The sequence below is a fragment of the Duganella fentianensis genome, assembly GCF_009857835.1.
Lineage (GTDB): Bacteria > Pseudomonadota > Gammaproteobacteria > Burkholderiales > Burkholderiaceae_D > Rugamonas > Rugamonas fentianensis.
This window is the reverse complement of sequence record NZ_WWCL01000004.1, coordinates 480709-506526: the sequence shown is the minus strand read 5'-3', so window position 1 is coordinate 506526 and position 25818 is coordinate 480709. Positions and strand designations below refer to the sequence as shown.

The following is a 25818-nucleotide window of genomic DNA, read 5'->3' as shown; positions in this document are numbered from 1 at the left end:
GGATTGTATGACGTTTCAAGTTACTGTACAGCCTAGCGGCCACCAATTCAGCTGCGAGGAAGACGAAACCATTCTGGCCGCCGCCGTCCGTGCCGGCATAGGCCTGCCGTATGGCTGCAAGAACGGCGCCTGCAGTTCCTGCAAAGGCAAGGTACTGAGCGGTACGGTCAGCCACAAAGCCCATCAGGAACGCGCCCTGCCAGCGGCAGAAGCAGCGGCCGGCATGTCGCTGTTCTGCTGCGCGACCGCGCACAGCGATCTGGTGATCGAAGCGCGCGAAGTGGCCGGCAGCGAGGACTACCCGCTGCGCAAGATGCCATCGCGCGTGGCCACGCTGGAAAAACTCGCGCCGGATGTGGTGGTGATGACGCTGCAGCTGCCGGCCAATGAAACGCTGAAGTTCCGCGCCGGCCAGTACATCGAATTCCTGCTGCGCGACGGTAAGCGCCGCAGCTACAGCCTGGCCACGGCGCCGGACCAGAACCAGCCACTGAGCCTGCACATCCGCCACATGCCGGGCGGGGTGTTCACCGATCAGGTGTTCTCCACCATGAAGGAGCGCGACATCCTGCGTTTCGAAGGTCCGCTGGGCACCTTCTTCGTGCGTGACGATAGCGAGAAGCCTATGGTGCTGCTGGCTTCCGGCACCGGCTTCGCGCCCATCAAGGCCATCGTCGAACACCTGCAGGCGCAAGGCTCGCAGCGCGCCATGACGCTGTACTGGGGCGGCCGCCGTCCACAGGATCTGTATATGGATGCGCTATGCCGCCAGTGGGCCGCAACGCTGCCCAACTTCCGCTACGTGCCGGTGGTGTCCGACGCCCAGCCGGAAGATGGCTGGCAAGGCCGCAGCGGCTACGTGCACGCCGCCGTGATGGCCGACCTGCCCGACCTGTCCGGCTATCAGGTGTATGCCTGCGGCGCACCCATCGTGGTGGAATCGGCCAAGCGTGATTTCGTCGCCCGCTGCCAGCTGCCGGAAGACGAGTTCTACGCCGACGCCTTCACCAGCGAAGCAGACCTCAACCAACCCTAAGTTCTCACCCCTGCGGGCGCCCACACGGATGCCGCGCCATCCGGCGCGGCGCCCTGAAAGCGCCCATGTCCGACAGCACGGCTTCAGCCAATAACAACGCCAACAACAACGCCAGCCAGCCTGCTGGCAGCAGCCCCGCCGCAAACAGCAGCAGCACCTCGCGCAACGGTTTCAGCGTACTGCGCCACCGTAATTTCGCCTTCTACCTGTCGGCCCGCACGCTGGGCACACTGGCCGTGCAGATGCAGAATGTCGCTATCGGCTGGCAGGTGTATGCCATGACCCACGACCTGTTCGATCTGGGCCTGATCGGGCTGGCCCAGTTTGCGCCTTTCCTGCTGCTGATCCTGCTGGCCGGCCATGCGGCGGACCGCTACAACCGGCGCAATCTGGTGGCGCTGGCACTGGCCGCGCAGCTGCTGTGCGGCCTGCTGCTACTGGCGTTTACGCTGGCCGGCCTGAGCACCGTCTGGCCCGTGTTCGCCGTGCTGGTGCTGTTCGGCAGTGCGCGCGCCTTCATGGGCCCGGCCACGCAAGCCATGCTGGTCAATCTGGTGCCGCCGGAAAGCTTCAGCAAGGCTGTGGCGCTGAGTTCTTCCAGCTTCCATCTGGCCATCATCCTCGGCCCCACGCTGGGCGGTCTGCTATATCTGGCCGGACCGAAAACGGTATACCTCATTTCTTCCACCCTGCTGCTGCTGGCCGTGCTGCTGATGTGCCTGACCAAGCCGGCGCCACAAGCCAGCCACCGCGAACCGGCCACCTGGCACACCGTACTGGAAGGCCTGCGCTTCGTCTGGTCCAGGCCTGTCATTCTGGGCGCCATCTCGCTCGATCTGTTTGCCGTGCTGTTCGGCGGTGCTACCGCCCTGCTGCCGGCACTGGCGCATGATGTGCTGCATGTGGGCCCGACCGGGCTGGGCATGCTGCGTACGGCGCCCGGCATCGGTGCCGCCGTCTGCTCCATCACGCTGACCTTCTTCCCCATCACGCGCCGCGTGGGCGCATGGATGCTGGGCGGCGTGGCCGTATTCGGCGTCTGCACGCTGGTACTGGGTTCCACCACTACCTTCATCGTGGCATTAGTGGCACTGTTCCTGATGGGCGCCGGCGATATGATCAGCGTGTATGTGCGCCACCTGCTGGTACAGTATGAAACCCCGGATGCCATCCGTGGCCGCGTCAGCGCCGTCAACTCCGTCTTCATCGGCGCCTCGAATGAACTGGGCGAATTCGAATCGGGCCTGACGGCCGGCTGGATGGGTCTGACGCGCGCCGTGCTGTTCGGCGGCGCTGCTACGCTGGTAGTGACGGGCCTGTGGAGCGCACTGTTCCCTGTCCTGTCGCGCATGGATCGCTTCCCCCACGAGGAAAGAAACGGGGAGAACAAGGAGGAAAGCAAATGAGCCTGCCGCTGCCGCGCATCATCCATACCCGCCCGCACCTGAGCGCCGCGCTGGCGCTGGGTGCGGCCACCGGCCTGCTGCTTCCGGCCAGCTGGCCGGTGCTGACCCGTTTGCTGACGGCGTGGAATGCCACGGTATGGAGCTATCTGCTGATGATGGCCGTGATGATGGCGCGCGCCGACCATCACGATATCCGCCGCACGGCCTGCCGTCAGGATGAAAAAGGCCCCGTCATTTTGAGCATGCTGTCGCTGCTGATACTGGCCAGTCTGGCCGCCATCATCTCGCAGCTGTCGGTACTGAAAGACGCACCGCCCAAGGACATGTGGTACCACTATGGTTTCGTGGTGCTGACGCTGGCCGGCTCGTGGTTCATGATAGGCACCATGTTCTGCTCGCACTATGCCCATCTGTTTTACATCAATCACAGCAACGGCGAAAACAGCCCGCCCGTGCTGCAATTCCCCGACCAGAATCTGGTGCCCAACTACTGGGATTTCCTGTACTTCTCGTTCACCATCAGCGTGGCGGCACAGACGGCCGATGTGAGCATCCACAGCCGCGAGCTACGTAAAGTCGTGCTGGGCCAGTCGGTGCTGTGCTTCTTCTACAACCTGGCCGTGCTGGGCCTGTCGATCAATATCGGCGCTTCGCTGATCAACGCCTGAACTTGCCCGGCGCTTGCGCGCACTGCTTAAGTCCGGCCTAAGCGCCCACCTGAGCAAAAAAGGAGTAAGATGAAATCGCAGTTCAACAACAAGGAGCAAGCATATGCAAATCATTATCCATGCCGACAAAACCATCGAACGTCATGCCGGTCTCGATGAGCACGTACAAACTGTCGTGAAGAATGCGCTCCAACGATTCGGCGAACAAATCAATCGCGTCGAAGTGCATCTGAGCGACAATCTGGTCCAGAAATCTGCCGACGGCGACAACCGCTGCATGCTGGAAGCCCGCGTCACGGGTCTGCAACCGATCGCTGTCAGCGACCACGCTGCCACCCTGCATCAGGCCATAGCCGGTGCTGCCGAAAAACTCAAACGCGCGGTCGATAGCGCTCTGGGTCGCCTGCAGGATAAACGCCACAACGGCGTAGCCATCGAAGCCGACGCCGAATAAACTCCGGCCTGTCAGCCCGTCACGGAGCTAGCGCCCTGCTAGCTCCTGCAAATACCGCAAGCCCTGCAGCGCTCTGCTGCCATACCACGACAGCATCTCCCCATCCACCAGTTGCACCGGCTTGCCGATCTGCTGCGCCAGCACGGCCGCATGCGCTTCCGTGAAGCGGTAGGGTTCGCTCGACAGCAGCACCCCATCGATCTGCGCCAGCAGTTCCGGCGCCCAGCTAAATTCCGGATAGCGGATTGCATAGCCCTGCAATTCCGCCGGCAGCTGCCAGCCGATTTCGGCCAGCATGCGGGCTATATAGGTATCGCCCGAAACCGTCATCCACGGGTCTTGCCAGATGCAGTACAGCACCGTGCGCGGCGGCGCCGCCGGCATGGCACGCAGGCGCGCATATTCCGCTTCGAAATCGGCACACCAGGCGGCCGCTTCCGGCTCGCGGCAGAACACCCCGCCCAGCAGGCGCGCCAGTGCCAGATTGTCGCGCGGCGCGATCGGATGCGTGACGATCACATGGGGAATGAATTCGGCCAGCTGCTCGACGGTCGGCTTTTCGTTCTCGTCGATGTTCACCACCAGATGGGTGGGCGCCAGCTTGCGGATCTTGTCGATATTGACATCCTTGGTGCCGCCCACCTTGGGTATGTCCTGCACGATTTCGCTCGGATGTATGCAGAAGCCCGTGCGTCCTACCAGCTGGCCGGCCAGCCCGAAGTCGCACAGCATTTCCGTAATCGAGGGTACTAGCGTAACGATGCGCGCATCGGCCGCAGCACGATGCACCGTTCCCAGCGCGTCTGTCCATTCCATCGCGAGCTTTTCCTAGGTTGAAAGGCGGTATTGGAGCACCGCCAGATAGATCATGCAACAACTTCCTGAACAAACTTACACCAGGCCGCGAACAGTTCAGCTATGATGACCGGGCGACTCAACTAGCACCGTGAAAGACCACATTGAAACACATCAGCACCTTCGGCGCCTCGGATTACCAGATCAGCGATCTGCAGCTGCTGCGCAATTCCACCGACGCTGACGCCATGGCCAGACTGCTGGCCCCCTGCCCCATCATGCGGCTGGCGGCCGATGAAAGCATCGCCGAATCGCAGATCGCCCACCTGTACATCGTCCTGCGCGGCGCGCTGGCGGTGGCCACCGATACCCGCACCGGCATGGCCGATGGCACCATCAGCAAGATACTGCCGGGCGAGAGCGTGGGCGAACAGGCCGTGCTGGACGAAGAAGCCAATCTGAATGCCATCACGGCGCTGGAAGAAACCGATGTGCTGATGATTAAGGCGGAGCTGGTGTGGCAGCTGATCGACGAATCGCATGTACTCGCACGTAATCTGCTGCGCCTGCTGTCCTTCCGCATCCGCGCCGCCAATGCGCAGCTGCGCCGGCGCCAGAAGCTGGGCGAGTTCTACCGCCAGCTCTCCATGATCGATGGCCTGACCGATCTGTACAACCGCTCCTGGCTCAACGACCTGCTGCCCACCATGGTGGCGACCGCGCAGGGGTCGCACGTGCCGCTGTCGCTGATCATGATCGATCTCGACCACTTCAAGCGCTTCAATGACACCCACGGCCATCTGGCCGGCGATCAGGCCCTGCGCACAGCGGCCGGTGTGCTGGGCAGCGCCCTGCGCCCGACCGATTTTGCCGTACGCTACGGCGGTGAGGAAATGATGGTGCTACTGCCCGACACCAGCGAGAAAGTCGCCGTGGCCGTGGCCGAGCGCCTGTGCGAGCGCATGCGCCAGGCGCTGGTGTTCAGCGATATGCGCTTGCCGCTGCCGCACATCACGGCCTCGTTCGGCGTTGCCAGCCTGCAGCCGGAGCAGGATGAACAGAGCCTGATCGCCCAAGCCGATGCAGCCCTGTACCGCGCCAAGGCGCAGGGCCGCAACTGCGTGGCCTGGCAGCAGACGCCCGCCTGAACTGGCGGGCCCCTGCGCCCTAGCGCCTGGCTGCCGGCTTGTTGTCCAGCGCCAGCCTGGCCGTGACGGCATAATGGTCGGAGGCATAACCTTTGCCATCCTGGCCGTCCACCACTACTTCGGCCCGCAGCACGTTCACCTCGGGCGTCGCCATGATGTAATCGATCCGGCACAGATGCGGCTCCTTGCCGAAGGCGTGGAAGCTGCCCGTGGCGGCACCGCTATGCAGCACGCGGTAACTGTCGCGCAGCGCCAGCGGTGCCCCTTCCTGACCCAGCAGGTGACGCACGGCCGCCTCCTGCTCGCAGGCATTCAGATCGCCCGTCAGCACCACCGGGTCGGCGCCATGCTTGCGCGCTGCCACCTTCTGGGCCAGCAGTCGCGCCGAACGCTCGCGCTCTTCCGGCTTCAGCGGGAAATGGGTGTTGTAGATATACAGGCCACGTCCGCTGGCACGCTCGCGCAGATGCGCCCAGGTCACGATGCGGGGCCACTGCATGCCCCAGTCATTGGAGCCCGCGATCTCGGGCGTGGAGGAAAGCTGGAAGGTGCCCTGGTCGGCCAGATCGAGTTCCCAGCGGTCCTTGCGGTAGAAGATCTGAACGCCCTCGCCGCCGCTATCGTTGTCGCGCCCGCGGCCGGTGCTGGCATATTCGTCCAGCGCCGCCTGCAGGTCGGCGACCATGGCCGGCAAGGCTTCCTGCAAGCCCAGAAAGTCCGGCCGCTGCTGGCGCACCAGCGCGGTCACACGGGGCTGGCGCGCAGCCCAGTCATGCGGCGGCGGATCGACCGGCACCCGCACATTGAAAGACATCACATCGAACGCCAGCGTCTGGGCACCCGCCGCGCCATGCATGGCGTACAGGCAGCACAAGCCGGCGGCCAGGCCTAGCCGCAACAGGCGGGCAGTAGAGGGAAGGCGCAAGGGGCTGGGCATAACGGTTTCCTTTCTCGGGTGGGGTAAATGGCCGGCCTCAGGGCGTGAGCTCATGCCGGTAGGGAATCGACGGCTGGGCGCCGGCGCGCGTGACGCACAGCGCGCTGGCGCTCTGGCCGAAAGCGGCCGCCTGATCCAGCGTCTGGCCTTCGCATAGCGCCGTCGCCAGCGCGCCGATAAAAGTGTCGCCGGCCGCCGTGGTATCGACGGCACTGACAGCGCGCGCCGGCAGATGGCGCGCGCCGTGTTCGTCCAGCAGTACCACGCCCTTGTCGCTAAGCGTGACCAGCACGCGGCGTGCGCCGCGCGCATGCAAGCGCGCTGCTGCCAGACAGGCGCTGGGCACATCCGTCACGTCCAGCCCCGTCAGCAAAGCCGCTTCGCTCTCGTTGGGCACCAGAATATCGATCAGGGGCCAGAACTGCTCGGGCAAATCCTGCGCCGGCGCCGGGTTGAGCAGCACCGGCACCCCGGCCGCAGCAGCCAGGCGCATGGCCTGCAGCACCGCATCGAGCGGCACTTCCAGCTGCACGATCAGCAGGGCGGCAGTCGCGATCAGCGCGCCGGCCGCATCGATATCGGCGGCACCCAGCAAGCCGTTGGCGCCGGCCGCCAGCACGATGCGGTTGCGGCCCTGATCTTCCACCAGTATCACCGCCACGCCTGTTGCGGCTGCAGCGGTCCGGCCCACCCGGGCAATGTCGACGCCATTCGCGCGCAGGCTGGCGCACAGCGCATCGCCATAGCCATCCTGGCCGGTCTGGCCTATCAGCGCAACGGCGCAGCCCATACGGGCGCAGGCCACGGCCTGATTGGCGCCCTTGCCGCCCGGTGCCGTCACATAGCCATGACCTTGCAGCGTTTCGCCAGCAACCGGCATGCGCGGCACACGGAACACCAGATCCATATTCAGCGAGCCGACCACCACCACCGGCCGGCCCGCCGCCACGGCAGGCAGGCCTGGCATCATGCCGGCTCCCCGGCGCCGCCATAGGGCGCGGCCGAGGCCCGGCTTTTCAGCGCGGGCGCCAGCACCACATGGCGCGGCGTGGCACGCTGGGCTTCCACCCGCTCCAGCAACAGCTCGGCCGCCAGCGTACCTATGGTCAGCTTGGGCTGGACCACGGTCGATAGCGGCGGCGCCGAGTAGGCGGCCAGTTCGATATCGTCGAAGCCGACGATGGACAGTTGCTCGGGCACGCGCACGCCGGCCTCGCGTGCCGCCGTCAGCGCACCGATCGCCATCAGGTCATTGCATACGAAGACGGCGCTGGGTGGCGGGCTCGCGCGCAGCAGCTGCTGCATGGCCAGATAGCCGCCGCCCGGGGTGAAATCTCCGCGCACCAGATCGCAGTCGCGGCGCTGCACACCGGCTTCGGCCAGTGCCTGCTTCCAGCCGGCATTGCGCTGCGAACTGGGCGACAGGCCCGACGGACCACTGATGCAGGCCACCCGCGGGTGGCCCAGTTCGAGCAGGTGGCGGGTGGCGATCAGGCCGCCGGCCGTGTGATCGACTTCCACCAGATCGCAATTCAGATCGGTCACGGCGCGGTCCAGCAGCACCAGCGGGATACTCAGTTCGCCTATGGTGGCACGGACCATTTCATCGCTGCCCGCCACCACCAGAATCAGGCCGTCGACGCGCTTTTCCGCCAGCACCCGGATGTACGAGGCCTGGCGTTCCGGATCGTCGTTGGAATTGCAGATGATGACGTTGTAGCCGGCCGCATAGCAGCGCTCTTCGACGCCCTGGATGATCTCGGCAAAATAGGGGTTGGAATTATTCGGTATCACCATGCCGAAGGTGCGCGTGTTATTGCTCTTGAGGCTACGCGCTACGGCGCTGGGCACATAACCGAGCACACGAACGGCCTCCTCCACGCTTTCACGCGCCTCCTTGCTGACAAAGCGGGTGCCGTTGACCACATGCGAAACGGTCGAAACGGACACCCCGGCGCGGAGCGCGACATCCTTGATATTGGCCATAGACTGCTGCTCACTTCCCTGCGAATTAATTGATAGAACGGGTCAGCCCCCTGCCGGCCCGCTGCCAGCCCGGCTTTATCGGGCGGCTTTTTTCAAACGATAGGTATCGAGTACGACCGCGAGGATGATCACCACTCCGGTGATCATCTGCCGTACGAAGTCGCCCACTTCCACCAGCACCAGCCCATTGGCCAGCACCCCGATGATGCAGGCGCCCAGCAGCGTGCCGATGATGGAACCGCGGCCGCCGGCCAGACTGGTGCCGCCTATCACCACGGCAGCGATGGCGTTAAGCTCGAAACCCACGCCCAGTATGGGGCTGGCCACCGTCAGCCGCGTCATGTACAGCACGGCCGCCACTCCCACGGCAGCGCCGCATATCGTATAGGCCAGAATCTTATAACGGAACGTGTCGTGACCGGCCAGCCGCACGGCTTCTTCATTATTGCCTATGGCGTAAATGATACGGCCGAATACGGTGCGGGTCAGCACCACCCAGGCCAGCAGCACCAGCGCCAGCGCCACCAGAAACGGCGCCGGCAGGCCGGCCACGCTGGCCGTACCGAATTCGTTGAACAGGTCGGGGAATTCGTAGATGGAACGGGCCTCGGTCCATTGCAGCGCGGCGCCGCGCGCGACATAGAGCATGCCCAGCGTGACGATGAACGACGGCACGCCCCAGTAGCTGGCCACAGTGCCGTTGATCAGGCCGCACACGGCGCCGAGCGCGATACTGGCCACCACCGCCAGCGCTATGGCCGCGCCTATACTCAGGCTGTCGAGCTTGAGGATGCTGCCCGCCACCACGGCACACAAGGCCGTCAGCGAACCGACGGACAGGTCGATGCCGCCGATCAGCACCACAAACGTCATGCCTACCGCCAGACAGATATTGATGGCGATCTGGGTAAAGATATTGCTGACGTTATCCGCCGTCAGGAACAGCGGCGACAGCACGGAGAATACGGCGATCAGCAATAGCAGGGCCAGCGCGATGCCGGATTCGCGCAGCAAGCGCTGCAGGCCGGCCGGCACCGGACTGGTCCGCGCCGGGATCATTTCAGAGGGTTGCAACATCAGCTACTCCAGTATTCATCAGTTCGCTATAAGCCAGCGCGAGTATGCGGGTTTCATCGAAATCGGCGCGTGCCACCTCGCCGGCCACGGCGCCGCGCGACAGCACGATGATGCGGTCGGCGATTTCCATCAGTTCGGCCAGATCGGACGACGCCACCAGCAGCGCCTTGCCCTCGCCCGCTGCCGTCAGCAGCAGACGGTGAATTTCGGCGCGCGCCACCACGTCCACTCCGCGCGTCGGTTCATCCAAGAGCAGCACGGCCGGATCGCGCAGCAGCCATTTGCCCAGCACCACCTTTTGCTGGTTGCCGCCGGACAGGGTACGCGGCGTCTGCTCGATGCTGCTCATGCGTATCTGCAGCGCCCGGCCCATGGCTGCAGCGGCAGCCGCTTCGCGCCCCCGCTGCAGCCAGCCGGCGCGGGCATAATCACCCAGCGTGGCCAGCGACAGATTGGCGCGCAGCGGCAGATCGAGCATCAGGCCTTCGTGGCGGCGGTCTTCCGTCACCAGACAGATGCCGTGCGCGATGGCATCGGCCGGTCTGGCCACCGTTACCGGCTGGCCGTCGCGCAGCAGGCGTCCGGCCGCCATGGGGTCGGCACCGGCAATGGCGCGCAGGGTTTCCGTGCGGCCGCTGCCAACCAGGCCGGCGATGCCGACGATCTCGCCACGCTGCACGGCCAGACGTATGGATTTGCCGGGCGCCTGAGCGCGGAAGCGCAGCCCTTCCACGCTCAGGGCCGGCGGCCGGGGCGCCGTAACCGTGCATACCTGGACCCGGGCCGGCAGCGCCGGCACCTCGCGCCCCGCCATCAGCTGCACCAGCGTATGCGGCGTGACGTCGGCCATGGCGTGCGTGGCCACCGTGCGGCCATTGCGCAGTACCGTCACGCGGTCGCACACGGCAAACAGTTCCTGCAGATGGTGCGAGACCAGCAGCATGGCCACACCGCGCTCGCGCAGCCGCACCATCAGCTCCAGCAAACGGGCGCTCTCGCGCGCAGTCAGGGTCGCGGTCGGTTCATCAAGCACGATGATGCGGCTCTCGCCCGACAGCGCCTTGGCGATTTCGATCAGCTGGCGCTGCGCTATGCCCAGCGTGTGCACGCTCTGGGTAGGCGCCACATCTTCCAGCCCGACCAGCGCCAGCAGCTCGCTGGCGCGGCGGTTCAGCGTGCGCCGGTCTATCCAGCCCCAGCGCGTGCGCGGCAGCGCGGCGAACTGCAGGTTTTCCGCCACCGTCAGATGCTCCAGCATCAGCAGTTCCTGATGCACGACCCGGATCCCGCTGTGGATGGCGTCGAACGGACTGCGCGGACGATACGGCATGCCGGCCAGCAGCATGCTGCCGCCATCGGGCGCGGTACTGCCGCTCAGTACCCGGATCAGGCTGGATTTGCCGGCACCATTTTCGCCGGCCAGCGCATGGATGCTGCCCGCATGCAGGGCCAGCTCGACGTGATCGAGCGCCACCACGCCCGGATAGCGTTTGCTCACGCCTTTCATCTGCAGCAAAAGGGGGCCGGGCGCGCGCAAGCCTGCGCCGGCCGCATCGAAGTCAGGCTGCATGGCGGCCTATTTCAGTTCAGCTGCAGTGATCAGGGCCACGGGCGTCTTCACCCAGCCCGTCAAGGCCACGCCCGACTTGCGTGCCTTGAGGCCGAGGTCGATGGCATTGGCCGCCATGTCGGCGCCGAACTGGTCTACCGTGGCCAGCATTTTGCCGGACTTGATCAGGGGCCGCACGGCCGGGATATTGTCGAAGCCCACCACCTTGATCTTGCCGCTCTTGCCGGCCGCGTCTATGGCCTTGACGATGCCCACGGCCATGGAATCATTGGCCGCCATCACCCCCTTGACGTCAGGGTGGGCCGTCAGAATATTGCTGAATATCTGGTTGGCTTCATCCGTGCCCCACATGGCGCTGCGCGACGCCACCAGATTGAGCTGATACTGCTGGACCGCATCCATGAAGCCAGCCTTGCGCTGGCGGCCATTGTCGGCCCCGGGATTACCTTCGATGATCACCACCTTGTCACCCGGCTTGAGCGCCTTGCCCAGCGCCTCACCGGCCAGCTTGGCGCCGGCACGGTTGTCCGGACCGATAAAGGCCAGCTCCAGCCCGGCCTTTTTCTTGGCTGCCTCGTCCAGCGCCACATCGATGTTGACCACCATGATGCCTGCTTTGACGGCCTTGGCCACGGGCGCCACCATGGCGCGCGAATCGGCCGGCGCCAGCACGATCAGGCTGGCCTTCTGGATGATCATGCTCTCCACCGCCACCACCTGCGAATCGACGTCGGTCTCGTCCTTCATACCGACCGCTTTCAGATCAAAATCGCCGCGGCGGGCGCGGTAAGCCTGCGCCGTGTCGGCCATGTTCTTGAAAAACTCGTTGGACAGGGATTTCATCACCAGACCGACGCGCGGCTTGTCCTGCGCCATGACCGGCGCAGACAGCGCTGCGGCAAGGGCTACCACCATTTTGAATTTGCTAGCTAACACCAGACGTCTCCATGGAATCTAAGCTTCAGGCTGCGGGGGGCGCAAAACGAAAACGTTTGCGCAAACGTTTTTCTAACATAGCCATTGCCACCGGAATTGTCAAGAAATTCACTGATTATTTCAACTTCAACATGTTTATATTGACAACGAAAAAGACTTGAGCTACCTTGGAAAACGTTTGCGCAAACGTTTGCTTGGCAATAATCTAAACTTCCGGCATGCAGCAAAGGCGGCCGGCACGGTAATTCAACCCATAACTATGTGACGGAGACTGAGCATGAGCGCTGGCAAAACGCGCAAGCCTAACCCTGCCCCCTCGGACGCCGGCCGGCGCCGCCGGACCCTGCCCCTGCTGGCCTGCGCCGTGCTGGGCGCGCTGCAGCCGGCCCTGGCCGCCGACGAGCTGCCTTTCGCGGTACGGGAGAGCCAGCTCACGGGGCCGGCCCAGATGGATCTGGGTGAAGTGGACTGGCTGGCGCGTCTGAATAACTGGAAGCGCGACACCGCCGGCGCCCAGCCGGCCTGGCTGGCCGCCATGCAGGACTGGCGCACCGCCCAGCTGGCCCGCATCGGCTACGACGATAGCCAGTACCGCCGCGCCGAACTGCAATGGACGCAGAAAAATTTCGTCCAGACCCAGGCCATGGTGGAAGACCGCTATCTGTACGACCCGGCAACCCGCCGCTACACGGTGCAGCGCTTTCTGGACGACTTGAAACAGCGCTACGGCGGCATCGACAGCGTGCTGCTTTGGCCGCTTTATCCCAATCTGGGCATCGATGACCGCAACCAGTGGGACATGCTGCGCGACCTGCCCGGCGGCATCGCCGCCACCCGCCAGATGGTGCAAGACTTCCAGCGCCTGGGCGTGCGGGTATTCTTCCCCACCCTGCCCTGGGATGGCGGCTCGCGCGATCCGGGCCTGGCACCGGCCGAGGCCACCGCCCGGCTCATGGCCGAGATCGGCGCCGACGGCATCAATGGCGACACCATGAACGGCCTGCCGCACAGCTATGCCGAAGCGGCCGCCCGCAGCGCCCACCCGCTGGTGCTGGAACCGGAGCTGTCGTTCAAGGAGGACGCCATGCTGGCCTACAATCTGCACAGCTGGGCCTACTGGGATGCTTCGCTGGTGCCGCTGGTGAGCAAGTGGAAATGGCTGGAGCCGCGCCACATGGTGCACGTCAGCGACCGCTGGGCGACCGACCGCAGCAACACCTTCCAGGCCGCGTTCTTTAACGGCGTCGGCATCCAGAGCTGGGAAAATGTCTGGGGCTGGTGGAACCAGATGACGGCGCGCGACGCCGCTGCCCTGCGCCGTATCGCCACCATCTACCGCGGCGTACCCGATCTGCTGGTGAGCCCGCAGTGGACGCCCCATGTGCCCACCCTGCACTATGGGGTGTACGCCAGCCGCTTCCCCGCCAGCGAGCGCAGCCTGTGGACGCTGGTCAACCGCAATGAATTCCGTATCGATGAAGCCATCCTCAAGCTCGAGCACCGCCCCGGCCAGCGCTATCTGGACCTGTGGCATGGGCGCGAACTGCAACCGCGCATCGAGGCCGGCCAGGCCGTCATCGATCTGGTGCTGGAGCCGCGCGGCTACGGCGCCGTGCTGCAGTATCAGGGCGACACCCTGCCGTCCGGACTGGCGCCCCTGCTGGCGACCATGGGCGCGCTGGCGCGCACGCCGCTGCAAGCCCATTCTAACCAGTGGCAGTTCCTGCCGCAGCGGCTGGTGCCGATTGCCGCCACCGCGCGTGCGGCCAGCGCGCCACCGGGCATGGTGCATATCCCGGCAGGCAGCTTCGACTTCCGCGTTACCGGCATCGAGATCGAAGGCGAGAACCGCGCCGGCATGGATGTGCAATACCCGTGGGAAGATGCGCCCCGCCGCGGCCATGTCCACCGCATGCAACTGAGCGCCTTCTACATCGACCGCTATCCCGTCAGCAATGAGGAATTCCGCCGCTTCCTCGACGACAGCGGCTACCGCCCGGCCGACGGCCACAACTTCCTGCGCCACTGGCAAGATGGTGCGCCTCGTGCTGCTGAAACCGGCAGCCCCGTCACCTGGGTTGCGCTCGACGATGCACGCGCCTACTGCCGCGCCGCCGGCAAGCGCCTGCCGCACGAATGGGAATGGCAGTACGCGGCGCAGGGCACTGACGGCCGCCTCTACCCATGGGGCAATCACTGGGATGCCGCGCGCGTACCGGCCCCCTCCACGGCACGGCGACTGCCGCCGCTGCCGCCGGTGGGCCAGCATCCAGCCGGCGCCAGCCCCTTCGGCGTGGAAGACATGGTGGCCACCGTCTGGCAATGGACCGACGAGTTCGAAGACGAACATACCCGCAGCGCCATCCTGCGCGGCGGCAGCTTCTACCAGCCGGCCGGTTCGCACTGGTACTTCCCGCAGGCGCACAAGCTCACCGAGCATGGCAAATACCTGCTGATGGCGCCATCCAAAGACCGTGCCGGCACCCTCGGATTCCGCTGCGTGCAGGACGCACGCTGATTTTCTAGTCCGTATTTCCTGCTTCGTATTTCCTAGTCATCAACCATCACTTTTCATTTGGGGGGATAAATCAAGGCCACACTGGAAAGCTTTCCATGATAAGCCCGACGTCTGCACCGATCGGGTCAGCAACGTATCGAAAACACCACCACTACTTACGGAGTCTGCTTTGCAATCAATTTATTCGCAGGACGCCAACCATGGCGTCCAAGGTATTTTCAAGCGCAAGCCCCTGGTCGCCGCCTGCGCCTCTACCCTGCTGCTGTGTGGCGCCGCCGACGCCCAGCAAGCCGAGCCCGAAATCAGCGCTGCGCCCGTCACCAGCAACACGGTGGTGGTCAAGGGGCTGCGCCGCAGCGTGGAAGACTCGCTGACCGTCAAGCGCAGCAATAGCTCCATCGTCGAGGCCGTATCGGCCGAGGATCTGGGCAAGCTGCCCGATTCCAGCATCGCCGAAGCGCTGGCGCGTCTGCCCGGCGTCACGGGCGAGCGTGGCGGCGACGGCAATGTGGACCGGGTTTCGGTACGCGGCATGTCGCCCGAATTCTCCAGCACCTTGCTCAATGGCCGCGAAATGGTCAGTTCGGGCGAATCGCGCGCCGTCGAACTCGATCAGTTCCCCTCCGAACTGATCGGTGGTGCCGTGGTCTACAAGACTCCTGACGCCGCCCTGATCGGCCAGGGTCTGGCCGGCACCATGGATTTGCAGACGCGCCGCCCGCTGGCCAGCCGGGGACGTGAAATCGCCCTCAATATACGCGCCGAACGCAACTCCAATGGCACCCTGATCAAGGATGTGGTGGACCCCATTGGCAAGCGCTTCAGCGCTTCCTACATCGACCAGTTCGCCAACAACACCATCGGTGTGGCGCTGGGTCTGGCCCGGCTAGACCGGGGCAGCCAGATCAAGCGCACCCAGACCGCCAACTTCCGCGACCAGATCGGCATTCCTATCGACGGCGCGCCGCCGCAGCAACAGCCGGCCAACGGCTATAACCGCGCCCTGCTGCCGCTGTTCTGGGATACCACGGCCAATACCAAACGCAGCACCCGTACCGGCCTGATGGGCGTGCTCGAGTACAAACCCAACCGCGACCTGCACAGCACACTCGATTTCTACTACTCGCGTTTCGATACCAAGGAAGTCGGAGTGTTCTTCCGCGAGAATATGTACAACGCCTATGGCCCCGCTGCCAACCGCATCACCCTCACCAATGTGGGCACCACCCAGGTGGGCCGCAACACCTATGCCACCACCGGTACGGCGGACAACCTGAGCTTCGTGATCGGCAATGCCGAAACGCGCCGCCGCGACAGCATAGGCGCGCTGGGCTGGAACAACGAACTCAAGCTGTCGGAAAAATGGAAAGGTATTGCCGACCTCAGCTACTCGCGCGATGCCCGCGACGAAGAGTACGATGAAATCTATGGTGCGCCGTTCAACAAGGCCATCAATAACTGGCAGCGCAGCGCCTTCAGCTGGAACATACCCTACGATGGTTCGGCGCAAAGCTTCACCCCCGTCAATCCCAATACCTTCAAGGACACCGTGCTGGGCGATGCCCACGGCTACCACACCAGCGATGCGCCCGCCTGGGCCGGCGGCGTACGCACCCGCCCCTTGAAGGACGAGCTCAAATCCCTGCGCCTGAGCGCCAAGCGCGATCTGGACGGACCATTCCGCAGCCTCGATCTGGGCCTGAACGTGACCAAGCGCGACAAAGTCATCACCAATGGCGACACCTTGCTGCTGCTGGCCTCCGACGGCAAGGGCGGCTATGTGCGCGACGTGCCGGCAGCCGCGCTACGCGCTCCGGTCGATATGTCGTGGGCCGGCCTGGGCCTGGTGCCACGCATCAGCGCACCGGATGTGGTGGCCAGCGGCGTGGTATCGAATAAGGATTTATTCGGCGGCAAAGTAACCAATGACTACGGCGTACACGAACGCATCTCCACTGCGTATGCCAAACTCAACATTGATGCCGACGTGGGCGGCTATGAACTGCGCGGCAACCTGGGCATGCAGGCCGTGCACTCCAAGCAGAATTCCGACGGCTTCGAATATCGCGGCAACAATGTCACGCCGGACCCCAAGCTGGTCTTCCCCCACACGGGTGGCGCCAGCTACCGCAACTTCCTGCCCAGCCTGAATCTGATCACCGATCTGAAGAACGACTGGGTGCTGCGTTTCGGTCTGGCCAAAACCATGGCGCGTCCGAATATGCAGCAACTGCGTGCAGGCACCAGCACCCCCAGCATCATCGACAAACCGGGCGCCCACTATGGCGAATGGACCGGCGCTTCGGGCGGCAATCCCGAGCTGCGCCCCTGGCTGGCCAACGGCACCGACCTGTCGCTGGAAAAATACATCGGCAAGCGCAGCTATGTGGCGGCGGCTGCCTTCCACAAGAAACTGCTCAGCTATGTGTTTGACGGCACCACGGAGCGCGACAACACCTTCCTGCCGCGCCCGAACAATCTGCCGGCCGACATCGTGGTGCAGCGTTACGGCGCTTACACCCGTCCGGTCAACGGCAATGGCGGCGCGCTGCACGGGCTGGAACTGTCGGCTGCCTTCGATGGCGAACTGGTCAGCAAATCGCTGGAAGGCTTCGGGGTGATTCTGGGCGCGACCCGGCTGGGCAGCGACCTGCAGGACAAAGCCGGCAACGAAGTCAAGCTGGACGGCCTGTCCGGCACCGCCTTCAACGCCACGGCCTACTATGAAAAGAACGGCTTCTCGGCGCGTATCAGCGAACGTTACCGCTCGCCGTTCACGGCCACCTCGACCGACGTCTATCTGCAGAAATTCATCAGCGCGCACTCGGCCGACCGGGTGGTGGATATGCAGCTGGCCTACAACTTCGAGAAGGGCCCTTACAAAGGCCTGTCCTTCCTGATTCAGGCCAACAACCTGCTGGACACCCAGGTCATCTACTACAGCAATGTGGGCGGCGGACCTGACCCGGATCAGCTGCGGCCCCGTTACACCAACCGCTATGGCCGCCAGTTCCTGATCGGCCTGAACTACAAGCTGTAAGACGCAGGCCCCGCCATCAGGCGGGGCAGGGACAGCTCCGCCAACCGGCGGGGCTGCATACACCCCGGCACCGCGCCGGACTGCGCTCCTCCCCCCGGCCGCACGGCGCCTGTTCAGTTGGCCGGTGCCGGCTGCGTCTTGTGCGCGGCGGCGAAATCGGCATAGCCTTGCTGCACTAAAGCATAGGTCTTGTCGATATTGCTGGCGATGTCGCCATTGAGCACCTTCAGCCCGTCCAGCACGCCGCGCGCTTCCTTGAAGCCCTGATCGACACCGCGCTTGAGCGTCGCCATGAACTTGTCGAGCACCGCGTCATTATCCTCGCCCGGGTGCTGCTGCTTGAAAGCATCGTAAAACGCGGTGGACAGCGATACAATGCGGCTCGCCGTGCCTTCCGGCGTATTATCCTGCGACATGGCGTTCTGGATGGCGTTGTCGCCGAAATCGCCCTTGAGTGCCTCGTTGATGCCGGTCAGCGCCGTTTTCAGCACGAGCGACAGCGGTTCATTGGAAGAATTCAACGCTACCGTCAAGGAAGCTTGTACGATAGAGCCATTCAGCTGCGCCTTGGCCTTGGCCGTCGCCGACATCTTGCTATCATCCTTGGCCGCCGCTGGAACGCTGGTGCTGGCTGAGGCGCCGCCCGAAGTTGCCGATACTGGAGTTGCCATGATTTCGCTCCTGATGAGGGGTATCCTGGAATGATCGGCAGAATAACGAATAACTTGACCGTATTTATGAGCACAACCACTTTTCTCTGGCACGACTACGAAACTTTTGGCGCCAACACGCGCCGCGACCGGCCAGCCCAGTTTGCAGCCATCCGTACCGACGCCGCCCTGAACGAGATCGGCGATCCGATCATGCTGTATTGCAAGCCCGCGAATGATTTCCTGCCCGATCCGCAATCCTGCCTGATTACCGGCATCACCCCGCAGCAATGTCTGGAATGGGGCGTGCCCGAGCACCGCTTCGCCGCCACCATCGAGCAGGCATTTTCCCAGCCCGGCACCATAGGCGTGGGCTACAACACCATACGCTTCGACGACGAAATCACCCGTTTCATGTTCTGGCGTAATCTGATCGATCCTTATGCGCGCGAATGGCAGAACCAGTGCGGCCGCTGGGACTTGCTCGATGTGGTGCGCATGACTTATGCACTGCGTCCCGAAGGCATCATCTGGCCCACTAAGGAAGATGGCAAACCCAGCTTCAGGCTGGAAGATCTGGCGCGCGCCAATGGCCTGGTGCACGAAGCGGCGCACGATGCACTGTCCGACGTACGCGCCACCATCGCGCTGGCCCGATTGATCCGCCAGCACCAGCCCAAGCTGTTCGACTTCTGTCTGGCCCTGCACAAGAAGGACCGCGTGGCCGATGAAGTGGGCCTGCATCTGGCACCGGCCTTGCGCCAGCCTTTCCTGCACGTCTCGGGCATGTTCCCGGCGGAACGGGGCTGTCTGGCACTGGTCTGGCCGCTGGCCACCCATCCCACCAACAAGAACGAACTGATCGTGTGGGATTGTGCCTACGATCCGCGCGAGCTGTTCACGCTCGATGCCGACACCATCCGCACCCGCATCTTCACGCGCAGCGATGCCATGCCGGAAGGGATGACGCGCCTGCCCGTGAAAAGCGTGCACCTGAATAAATCGCCGATGCTGGTAGCGAATCTGAAAACCCTGTCGCCTGCCATGGCCGCCAAGTGGGGCCTCGATCTGGAACAGGGCAAAGCCCATGCGGCGCTGGCGGCAGCAGGGCCGAATATGGATGCGATCTGGGCCGAAGTGTTCTACCGCCCTGCCGGCGCGCCGCTGGATGTGGATGAAGACCTGTACAACGGCTTCGTCAGCAAGGACGACCGCCGCCTGCTCGATGGCCTGCGCAAGGAAAGCCCGGCCCGTCTGGCCGCTGCTTCGCCGGCGTTCAGCGATGCGCGTCTGGGCGAACTGCTGTTCCGCTACCGCGCGCGCAACTTCCCCGAGACGCTATCGGAGACGGAATTCGAACACTGGGAACAGCACCGTGCGGCACGCTTCTACGATGGCGCGGGCGGGGTGCGCAGCATAGACCAGTTCTTCGGCGAGATCGATCACCTGCAGCAGGACGCCGATGAACGTGCCGAACAGATACTCTCGGAACTGTACGAATATGTGGAGCTGATCGCACCGGCGCAGTAAGCCTGCGTTCAGCAGAAACACACAGGGCCCGCTGCAGCAGCTGCAGCGGGCCCTGTGTTTTCAGTGCACCAGTCTGGCGCTGCAGCCTAGCTTCAGGCGCGGTACTGGTTGATGGCGTCGCGGGTTTCCTGTGCCACGCGGCGGGCGGCAGCAGCAAAATCTTCCCCGGCCTGCTGCGGCGCGTACAGAATCGCGCGCGAAGAATTGATCATCATGCCCGTACCGTTGGCCGTGCGGCCCGATTTGACGGTCGCAGCAATATCGCCACCTTGCGCACCGATGCCGGGTACCAGCAGCGGCATGTCGCCCACGATGGCACGTACTTGCGCCAGTTCTTCCGGGAAGGTTGCGCCCACTACCAGTGCGCACTGGCCGTTGCGGTTCCACTTCTGGGCCACCAGCTGGGCCACATGCTGGTACAGCGGCTTGCCATCCACATTCAGGAATTGCAGATCGGAGCCGCCTGCATTCGACGTGCGGCACAGGATGATGACGCCGCGATCGGCCCAGTCCATATACGGATCGACCGAATCGGAACCCATGTAGGGATTGACGGTCACGGCATCGGCGCCGTAGCGGTCGTAGGCTTCGCGCGCATACTGCTGGGCCGTCGCGCCGATGTCGCCGCGCTTGGCGTCGAGAATCAGCGGAATGTGCGGATAATGTTCACGCACATAGGCGCAGATCTGCTCCAGCTGGGCTTCGGCACGCAGGGCGGCGAAATAGGCAATCTGCGGCTTGAACGAGCAGGCCAGATCAGCCGTCGCATCGATGATTTCGCGGCAGAAGTGGTAAATGCCCTGCGGGTCCTGCTGGAACTGGGCGGGCAGCTTGGCCATATCGGGATCGAGACCCACGCACAGCAGCGAGTCGTTAGCCGTCCAAGCGGCGGATAATTTATTGATGAAAGTCACGGCCCAGCCCTCTTATTCTGTTGCAAACCCTCTATTGTAACGAAAACCGCGCCGCCCCGGCCGAACAACTGCGCCGCCAGCCGCTCCGGCAGGGCAAAACCGCGTCGTGAGGCTGATAGAATTCAGCCTTCAATCTAACTGGGACCCCACCATGAAATTAAGCCAGAAAGTCGCCATCGTCACCGGTGCTACGCAAGGCATAGGACTGGCCTGCGCCCAGCGCCTGATTAGCGAAGGCGCCAGCGTGATGCTGGTCGATATCAAACCGGAGGGCGCTTCCGCCGCTGCCGAGCTGGGCGAACGGGCCCGCTTCTTCGCAGCCGACGTCAGCCAGAAAGCCGATGTGGATGCCATGGTCGCAGCCACCCTGGCCGCGTTTGGCCGCATCGATATCCTGATCAACAACGCCGGCGTGACCCACGCAGCCAATTTCCTCGACGTGTGCGAGGAAGATTTCGACCGCGTTCTGCGCATCAACCTGAAATCCATGTTCCTGTGCGGTCAGGCCGTGGCGCGCGAAATGGTCAAGCAGCACAGCGGCTGCATTATCAATATGTCCAGCGTGAACGCGGAACTGGCGATTCCGAATCAGGTGCCGTATGTGGTGTCGAAAGGCGCCATCAACCAGCTCACCAAAGTCATGTCGCTCAATCTGGTCAGCCACGGCATCCGCGTCAACGGCATAGGCCCCGGCACCATCCTGACGGAACTGGCCAAACAGGCCGTGATGGCCAGCCCCGAAGCGCGCCACACCATCCTGTCGCGTACGCCCATGGGCCGCTGCGGCGAGCCGGAAGAAGTGGCTTCGATTGCCGCCTTCCTCGCCAGCGACGATGCCAGTTATATGACGGGCCAGACCCTGTATGTGGACGGCGGCCGCCTGGCGCTCAACTACACCGTCCCCGTCCAAAACTGAGATATAAGAAAATCGCATGTCTGTTATCGGAAACAACAATTAGACAAATATCTGCGCCACACCCATAATCTCACCTGTCTCCACTATTCTCCTCCAAGAAAATAGTTTTAAGCCCGCTTTCATCAGCGGGCTTTTTTTTACCTGTACTGTTTGTGCAGCGTCATCACGCCGTCACAATCACTGCCTATACTGAACACATCTTCGGTACATGCACACGATAAGCATGACGGAAGTACAGTGCGCCGGCTTGCTGGCGCACTTTCTTTTTGTACCTGCCGAATGGCAGCCGCTCTTTTCACGCCGGCCGTGCTATTGTCCGCACCATGCTCAAGCTACTACTCCTCACCGACACCTACGGCCGCCTGCGTTACTGGACTGCCATCACACTCTACCTGCTGATACTGATCCTCGGTTCGCTGCCCGGCGCACGCCAGGACATAGGCCAGGTGGCCTCCGGCCTGATCCTGCACAGCATCGCCTACGCCGGCCTGACCTTTCTGCTGTTCACCGGCGGCAGCGGCCTGCCGCGCCAGCGTGCCGTGAAAGCCGTGCTCACCATCGCCGCCATGGGCGCCCTCGACGAATACATCCAGAGCTTCTTCCCCTACCGTCACGGCAGCGTGGGCGACTGGGCCGTGGACGTCAGCGCCGCCATGGTGGCAGCCTGCAGCCTGTACTGGCTGTGGCAGCGCCGTACAAATTAGGCCACGCTCAGCAGCATTTTTTGATCACCGGTAGAATTGCCGCCTGCTAACTGTAGGAGGTGCAATGAGCCAGTCTCACGCTCAGCAAGATATTTCGGCCGGCATGGTCTGGCTGCTGGCCAGCGCTACCGGCCTGATCGTCGCCAATCTGTATTACGCCCAGACGCTGATCGGTCCTATCAGCCAGGCCACAGGGCTGGCGGCCGGCGCTGCCGGCCTGATCGTCACACTGACCCAGATCGGCTACTGCCTCGGCCTGCTGTTCGTCGTGCCGCTCGGTGATCTGCTGGAAAATCGCCGCCTGATCTGTCTCGCCTTGCTGGCCTGTGCTGCCGCCCTGCTGGCCGCTGCCAGCACCAGCAGCGCCAGCCTGTTTCTATTCGCTGCCTTCTGCATCGGCCTGACCGCCGTCGCCGCGCAGATACTGGTGCCGTTCGCGGCCCATTTGTCGCGTCCCGAAACGCGCGGCCAGACCGTCGGCACCGTGATGAGCGGCCTGCTGATGGGCATCATGCTGGCCCGCCCCATCGCCAGTCTGGTGGCTGATGCGCTGGGCTGGCACGCCATCTTCATCCTGTCCGCCGTCGCCACGCTGGCACTGGCACTGCTGCTGCGCAAACGTCTGCCCCAGCGCCAGCCACATGCGGGCCTGCATTACTTTGCCCTGCTCGGCTCGCTCTGGCATCTGCTGCGCGACACTCCCGTGCTGCGCCGCCGTGCCGCCTATCAGGCCTGCATGTTCGGCGCTTTCAGCCTGTTCTGGACCTGCGTTTCGCTGGAGCTCACGGGCCCGCGCTTCCAGCTCAGCCAGACCGGCGTCGCCATCTTCGCGCTGGTCGGCGTGGCCGGCGCCATCGCCTCGCCCATCGCCGGACGGCGCGCCGATCAGGGCAAGAGCCACTCGACCACGGCCGCCGCCCTGTTGCTGGGCGTGGCCGCCTTTGCCCTGCCCCTGCTGGTGCACGGCAGCCGGCTGCTGGAACTGGCAGTGCTGGTGCTCGCGTCCATCGTGCTCGACATGGGCGTCTCGGCCAATCTGGTCACGGGCCAGCGCGCCCTGTTTGCACTGGCAGCAGAAACCCGCAGCCGTCTGAATGGCCTGTACATCGCCATCTTCTTCCTCGGTGGTGCAGTGGGTTCGTCGCTGGGCGCGTGGATGTTTGCCCAGCATGGCTGGCAGGGTGTGCTGTGGACAGGGCTGGCCTTCCCCCTCAGCGCTTTCCTGATCTGGCTCGCCGCGGCACGCGACTAGGCGCGCACACCACACCGCGCTGCCGCTGGCATCAATTTAGCTAAGCGCCGCAGCGCTTCAGTGGGACCACAAGCGCACCTGCCCCTGCAGGGACACGGTGCCGTTGATATTCAGGCTGCCCAGATTGCCCGTGACGGGCGCCAGCGGGTCATTCTGCACGCTCAGCGATTCAAAGCCCAGATTGGTGTAGCGCACAAAGCCGGGCAGACCGATGGCGATGTAATCGCCGCCGCCATCGCTACGGGTCTGCACGCCTAGACTGACGGCGAACATGTCGACCTTGCCGCGCACATTCTTGAACACGATGTAGCGGTTCTGCCCGTCGCCGTTGAAGCCCAGCGACAGCCGGCTATCGCTGACGGCGCCCACCAGCGTGGGATCGTTGAGCGAAATATGGGCGGCAAAGCTGATGCCATCCTGCGCCGTGACCTGCGCCAGTTCCTGATCGTCGAGCGCACGCAGGCTGCCCGCACTGGCGCTGGCTGCCGCCAGCCACAGCAACGCCGCAGCAGTACCTGTCAGACGCCTATGCCAGCGCGCTTTGCTGAATCGGGACAGGGGGAGCAGTCGGCTGGCCATCAGTGCTTGAACTTGATATCGAGGTACTGGATCTGGATCGAGCCTATGCGCGACGATCCCAGATCGACGGTAGGCTGGCCGGGACTGACAAACGAAATATTATCGACCACGATGCCGCCGGCCGGCGCCACGCCGCTGCCGTAACGGCTATCGGGCCAGTCGATGCCGATGTGCAGACGCGGTCCCGTTTCATCGCTAAGCGCATTGATCACGGCCGGCTGCGACGCCACATTGGCCAGCATCCATGGTGTGTTGGTGAACATGCCGCTGCCATCGACGGCACCCACGTGGATGCCGTTCCACACCATGGCTTCCGTATCATCGGTGCGGCCACGGGGGCGCAGCGACAGCTGGCCGATATCCATGCGCAGTGCGGCGCCGAAGGCCACGCCATCATTGACTTGCGGCGTGGTGAACTGCAGGCCACCGCCATACAGCACCAGATCCTTGATGACCACGCTGCTCTGTTCGCGCGTTACGCCATCGGCCGTGATGCCCCAGTCGTAAGCCATCTGCCAGCGCTGCTGCGCATAGGTATTCTGCGGGAAGGCGATATTGACTACATCGGCCAGGCCTGGCGCGCCGGCTACGATGTCGAGTCTGTACGGATCGGAAAACGGCAGCGGATTATCGCTGCGCGAAGCAGCGAATTTTTCCACATACAGCGTGGTGCCTATCGGTGTGGTGTAGCTGACACGCGCATCACCGCTCATGGCAAAGCCGTTCAGGTCGAAGCTCACACCGTCGCGTCCGCGCACGGCCGACATGGCGGCATCGCTGAGCGGCTCCAGCGCCTGCGCCGGCACAGCCAGCACCATAGTCAGCAGCGCCAGCAGCCTGGCCATGCTGTAGGAGCGTGCCAGCGCGCTACGCATCAGCGGCCTTTCGGCAGGTTGGCGGGCACCAGCCCGCTGGTGTTCAGGGCCTGCAGCTTGTCGCGCCAGTTCAGCCACACGCCGGCCTGCGCGGCATCCGTTGCGGGCGCGCCATTGGTGGTGGGGAACTGCACGGTGGTTTTCAGCAGCGACACCCAGAAGTCGCGGCTAGGGCCGCTGGCATCGCCGGCCGTCACACCGCCCACCTGCGCCAGCGTCAGACAGGGCGCCGTGCAGGAACCATCCCAGCGTTTGCCGCCCAGCGCATCGCTGCGCGAGTCCAGCTGCACGGTGCTGCCGTTGGCCGCGATACCCGTCACGGCCATCGAGCCGGACAGGGTGTTGATTTTCATACCGATGTCACCGCTGATGGCTTCAAAGCCGAAGCGCATACCGATCGCTTCGCGCGAGGCGCCATCGGCCGCATTGCGGTAGACGAATTCGAAATAGGGATTGGCAATATGTACCAGACGCTGCGCCTCGCTGCCATCGCTGCGGCCAAACTGCAACAGCGAAATATCGAGATCGGCGCCCGTGCCATTGCGTGCCGCGTAGGTGTATTCACCGAGGCGCACATTGCGCAGGTTAGCGCTCAGCGCTATGTCGGCATCGAGCGACACCTTGCTGAAATCAAAGCCATTCAGACTGGTATTGGTCATCGCGACGATACCCTGCCCATGCATGCTGGACAGCTCCGCTTCGCTCAGCGGCTGCATCTGGGCCGATGCCGTCAGCGTGCAGCAGGCCAGAGCCAGCCCCGCGCACAGCCACAGGGAGTGCAAAGTCATCTTCATGGATAGAGAGGAGACAGGCGCAGAGACAACAAC

23 protein-coding genes are annotated in these 25818 nt (G+C 63.9%); 11 read left to right on the top strand and 12 right to left on the bottom strand.

What is annotated here, in order from left to right; translation table 11 throughout:
- Positions 1-7 precede the first annotated feature (7 nt).
- The 4 genes from GTP23_RS19315 to GTP23_RS19300 all read left to right on the top strand — a co-directional run bounded on the left by GTP23_RS19315 (position 8) and on the right by GTP23_RS19300 (position 3564).
- Positions 8-1036, top strand: coding sequence for a CDP-6-deoxy-delta-3,4-glucoseen reductase (locus GTP23_RS19315; RefSeq protein ID WP_161036599.1), 1029 nt, complete (start codon positions 8-10; stop codon positions 1034-1036).
- A 65-nt stretch (positions 1037-1101) separates the two neighbouring features.
- Positions 1102-2442 carry an MFS transporter gene (locus GTP23_RS19310; RefSeq protein WP_161036598.1) on the top strand — a complete coding sequence of 447 codons (1341 nt, stop codon included), beginning with the start codon at positions 1102-1104 and terminating at the stop codon, positions 2440-2442.
- Entirely contained in the window at positions 2439-3110 is a 672-nt protein-coding gene (locus GTP23_RS19305) for a DUF1345 domain-containing protein (RefSeq protein WP_161036597.1), read from the top strand. The genes GTP23_RS19310 and GTP23_RS19305 overlap by 4 nt, the downstream gene beginning before the upstream one ends.
- Before the next feature lie 103 nt (positions 3111-3213).
- Positions 3214-3564 (top strand): HPF/RaiA family ribosome-associated protein, encoded by a 351-nt coding sequence (locus GTP23_RS19300; protein WP_161036596.1) that lies wholly within the window; start codon positions 3214-3216, stop codon positions 3562-3564.
- 27 nt (positions 3565-3591) lie between these two features.
- Here the strand turns inward: GTP23_RS19300 and GTP23_RS19295 are convergent, their stop codons facing one another.
- Positions 3592-4380 (bottom strand): helical backbone metal receptor, encoded by a 789-nt coding sequence (locus GTP23_RS19295; protein ID WP_161036595.1) that lies wholly within the window; start codon positions 4378-4380, stop codon positions 3592-3594.
- 143 nt (positions 4381-4523) lie between these two features.
- On the opposite strand from GTP23_RS19295, the gene GTP23_RS19290 reads away from it, so the two are divergent.
- Entirely contained in the window at positions 4524-5507 is a 984-nt protein-coding gene (locus GTP23_RS19290) for a GGDEF domain-containing protein (protein WP_161036594.1), read from the top strand.
- A 19-nt stretch (positions 5508-5526) separates the two neighbouring features.
- Here the strand turns inward: GTP23_RS19290 and GTP23_RS19285 are convergent, their stop codons facing one another.
- From GTP23_RS19285 to GTP23_RS19260, 6 genes are all read right to left on the bottom strand, one after another.
- A complete protein-coding gene (locus GTP23_RS19285; protein ID WP_161036593.1) occupies positions 5527-6444 on the bottom strand; it encodes an endonuclease/exonuclease/phosphatase family protein in 918 nt (305 codons plus the stop codon).
- A 37-nt stretch (positions 6445-6481) separates the two neighbouring features.
- Positions 6482-7414 carry a ribokinase gene (gene rbsK / locus GTP23_RS19280; RefSeq protein ID WP_371866949.1) on the bottom strand — a complete coding sequence of 311 codons (933 nt, stop codon included), beginning with the start codon at positions 7412-7414 and terminating at the stop codon, positions 6482-6484.
- Complete coding sequence (locus GTP23_RS19275) at positions 7411-8430, bottom strand: LacI family DNA-binding transcriptional regulator (protein WP_161036592.1); 1020 nt, start codon at positions 8428-8430, stop codon at positions 7411-7413. Before GTP23_RS19275 ends, rbsK begins: the two co-directional genes overlap by 4 nt.
- A 75-nt stretch (positions 8431-8505) precedes the next feature.
- Positions 8506-9507, bottom strand: a complete 1002-nt coding sequence (locus GTP23_RS19270) for an ABC transporter permease (RefSeq protein WP_202412257.1) — start codon at positions 9505-9507, stop codon at positions 8506-8508.
- On the bottom strand, positions 9491-11077 hold the full coding sequence (locus GTP23_RS19265) for a sugar ABC transporter ATP-binding protein (protein WP_161036591.1): 1587 nt from the start codon (positions 11075-11077) through the stop codon (positions 9491-9493). Before GTP23_RS19265 ends, GTP23_RS19270 begins: the two co-directional genes overlap by 17 nt.
- A 6-nt stretch (positions 11078-11083) precedes the next feature.
- On the bottom strand, positions 11084-12013 hold the full coding sequence (locus GTP23_RS19260) for a sugar ABC transporter substrate-binding protein (RefSeq protein ID WP_371866948.1): 930 nt from the start codon (positions 12011-12013) through the stop codon (positions 11084-11086).
- Positions 12014-12290: 277 nt separating this feature from the next.
- Here GTP23_RS19260 and GTP23_RS19255 point away from each other — a divergent pair, with 277 nt between their 5' ends.
- Both GTP23_RS19255 and GTP23_RS19250 read left to right on the top strand, forming a co-directional pair.
- A complete protein-coding gene (locus GTP23_RS19255) occupies positions 12291-14531 on the top strand; it encodes a formylglycine-generating enzyme family protein (RefSeq protein WP_229256186.1) in 2241 nt (746 codons plus the stop codon).
- Between the two features lie 169 nt (positions 14532-14700).
- Positions 14701-17571, top strand: a complete 2871-nt coding sequence (locus GTP23_RS19250; RefSeq protein ID WP_161036590.1) for a TonB-dependent receptor — start codon at positions 14701-14703, stop codon at positions 17569-17571.
- Between the two features lie 113 nt (positions 17572-17684).
- Here the strand turns inward: GTP23_RS19250 and GTP23_RS19245 are convergent, their stop codons facing one another.
- Complete coding sequence (locus tag GTP23_RS19245) at positions 17685-18242, bottom strand: DUF5610 domain-containing protein (protein ID WP_161036589.1); 558 nt, start codon at positions 18240-18242, stop codon at positions 17685-17687.
- Between the two features lie 66 nt (positions 18243-18308).
- Here GTP23_RS19245 and sbcB point away from each other — a divergent pair, with 66 nt between their 5' ends.
- Positions 18309-19751: an exodeoxyribonuclease I gene (sbcB, locus tag GTP23_RS19240; protein ID WP_161036588.1), complete on the top strand. Its 1443-nt coding sequence runs from the start codon at positions 18309-18311 to the stop codon at positions 19749-19751.
- Between the two features lie 92 nt (positions 19752-19843).
- On the opposite strand, the gene pyrF is transcribed toward sbcB, so the two are convergent.
- A complete protein-coding gene (gene pyrF, locus GTP23_RS19235) occupies positions 19844-20665 on the bottom strand; it encodes an orotidine-5'-phosphate decarboxylase (protein WP_161036587.1) in 822 nt (273 codons plus the stop codon).
- A 151-nt stretch (positions 20666-20816) separates the two neighbouring features.
- Between pyrF and GTP23_RS19230 the strand changes: the two genes are divergently transcribed.
- The 3 genes from GTP23_RS19230 to GTP23_RS19220 all read left to right on the top strand — a co-directional run bounded on the left by GTP23_RS19230 (position 20817) and on the right by GTP23_RS19220 (position 23537).
- Positions 20817-21581 (top strand): SDR family NAD(P)-dependent oxidoreductase, encoded by a 765-nt coding sequence (locus GTP23_RS19230; RefSeq protein ID WP_161036586.1) that lies wholly within the window; start codon positions 20817-20819, stop codon positions 21579-21581.
- Positions 21582-21904: 323 nt separating this feature from the next.
- Positions 21905-22285, top strand: coding sequence for a VanZ family protein (locus GTP23_RS19225; protein ID WP_161036585.1), 381 nt, complete (start codon positions 21905-21907; stop codon positions 22283-22285).
- A 64-nt stretch (positions 22286-22349) separates the two neighbouring features.
- Complete coding sequence (locus GTP23_RS19220) at positions 22350-23537, top strand: MFS transporter (protein WP_229256185.1); 1188 nt, start codon at positions 22350-22352, stop codon at positions 23535-23537.
- Between the two features lie 57 nt (positions 23538-23594).
- On the opposite strand, the gene GTP23_RS19215 is transcribed toward GTP23_RS19220, so the two are convergent.
- The 3 genes from GTP23_RS19215 to GTP23_RS19205 are packed head-to-tail and all read right to left on the bottom strand — an operon-like array spanning position 23595 to position 25779.
- The gene (locus tag GTP23_RS19215; protein ID WP_229256184.1) at positions 23595-24116 is read right to left on the bottom strand and encodes a DUF6160 family protein; all 522 of its coding nucleotides are present in this window, start codon (positions 24114-24116) and stop codon (positions 23595-23597) included.
- Positions 24116-24991 (bottom strand): DUF6160 family protein, encoded by an 876-nt coding sequence (locus GTP23_RS19210; RefSeq protein ID WP_229256183.1) that lies wholly within the window; start codon positions 24989-24991, stop codon positions 24116-24118. The genes GTP23_RS19215 and GTP23_RS19210 overlap by 1 nt, the downstream gene beginning before the upstream one ends.
- Positions 24991-25779: a hypothetical protein gene (locus tag GTP23_RS19205; RefSeq protein WP_229256182.1), complete on the bottom strand. Its 789-nt coding sequence runs from the start codon at positions 25777-25779 to the stop codon at positions 24991-24993. Before GTP23_RS19205 ends, GTP23_RS19210 begins: the two co-directional genes overlap by 1 nt.
- Positions 25780-25818 lie beyond the last annotated feature (39 nt).

What these genes read in the sequence shown, in the direction of transcription:
- GTP23_RS19215 (WP_229256184.1), bottom strand. Translation starts at nt 24,116, where the DNA reads ATGGCCAGCCGACTGCTCCCCCTGTCCCGATTCAGCAAAGCGCGCTGG.
- GTP23_RS19255 (WP_229256186.1), top strand. Translation starts at nt 12,291, where the DNA reads ATGAGCGCTGGCAAAACGCGCAAGCCTAACCCTGCCCCCTCGGACGCC.
- GTP23_RS19230 (WP_161036586.1), top strand. Translation starts at nt 20,817, where the DNA reads ATGAAATTAAGCCAGAAAGTCGCCATCGTCACCGGTGCTACGCAAGGC.
- GTP23_RS19225 (WP_161036585.1), top strand. Translation starts at nt 21,905, where the DNA reads ATGCTCAAGCTACTACTCCTCACCGACACCTACGGCCGCCTGCGTTAC.
- GTP23_RS19305 (WP_161036597.1), top strand. Translation starts at nt 2,439, where the DNA reads ATGAGCCTGCCGCTGCCGCGCATCATCCATACCCGCCCGCACCTGAGC.
- sbcB (WP_161036588.1), top strand. Translation starts at nt 18,309, where the DNA reads ATGAGCACAACCACTTTTCTCTGGCACGACTACGAAACTTTTGGCGCC.
- GTP23_RS19270 (WP_202412257.1), bottom strand. Translation starts at nt 9,507, where the DNA reads ATGTTGCAACCCTCTGAAATGATCCCGGCGCGGACCAGTCCGGTGCCG.
- rbsK (WP_371866949.1), bottom strand. Translation starts at nt 7,414, where the DNA reads ATGATGCCAGGCCTGCCTGCCGTGGCGGCGGGCCGGCCGGTGGTGGTG.
- GTP23_RS19265 (WP_161036591.1), bottom strand. Translation starts at nt 11,077, where the DNA reads ATGCAGCCTGACTTCGATGCGGCCGGCGCAGGCTTGCGCGCGCCCGGC.
- GTP23_RS19210 (WP_229256183.1), bottom strand. Translation starts at nt 24,991, where the DNA reads ATGCGTAGCGCGCTGGCACGCTCCTACAGCATGGCCAGGCTGCTGGCG.
- GTP23_RS19285 (WP_161036593.1), bottom strand. Translation starts at nt 6,444, where the DNA reads ATGCCCAGCCCCTTGCGCCTTCCCTCTACTGCCCGCCTGTTGCGGCTA.
- GTP23_RS19300 (WP_161036596.1), top strand. Translation starts at nt 3,214, where the DNA reads ATGCAAATCATTATCCATGCCGACAAAACCATCGAACGTCATGCCGGT.
- GTP23_RS19315 (WP_161036599.1), top strand. Translation starts at nt 8, where the DNA reads ATGACGTTTCAAGTTACTGTACAGCCTAGCGGCCACCAATTCAGCTGC.
- GTP23_RS19245 (WP_161036589.1), bottom strand. Translation starts at nt 18,242, where the DNA reads ATGGCAACTCCAGTATCGGCAACTTCGGGCGGCGCCTCAGCCAGCACC.
- GTP23_RS19275 (WP_161036592.1), bottom strand. Translation starts at nt 8,430, where the DNA reads ATGGCCAATATCAAGGATGTCGCGCTCCGCGCCGGGGTGTCCGTTTCG.
- GTP23_RS19295 (WP_161036595.1), bottom strand. Translation starts at nt 4,380, where the DNA reads ATGGAATGGACAGACGCGCTGGGAACGGTGCATCGTGCTGCGGCCGAT.
- GTP23_RS19220 (WP_229256185.1), top strand. Translation starts at nt 22,350, where the DNA reads ATGAGCCAGTCTCACGCTCAGCAAGATATTTCGGCCGGCATGGTCTGG.
- GTP23_RS19310 (WP_161036598.1), top strand. Translation starts at nt 1,102, where the DNA reads ATGTCCGACAGCACGGCTTCAGCCAATAACAACGCCAACAACAACGCC.
- GTP23_RS19205 (WP_229256182.1), bottom strand. Translation starts at nt 25,779, where the DNA reads ATGACTTTGCACTCCCTGTGGCTGTGCGCGGGGCTGGCTCTGGCCTGC.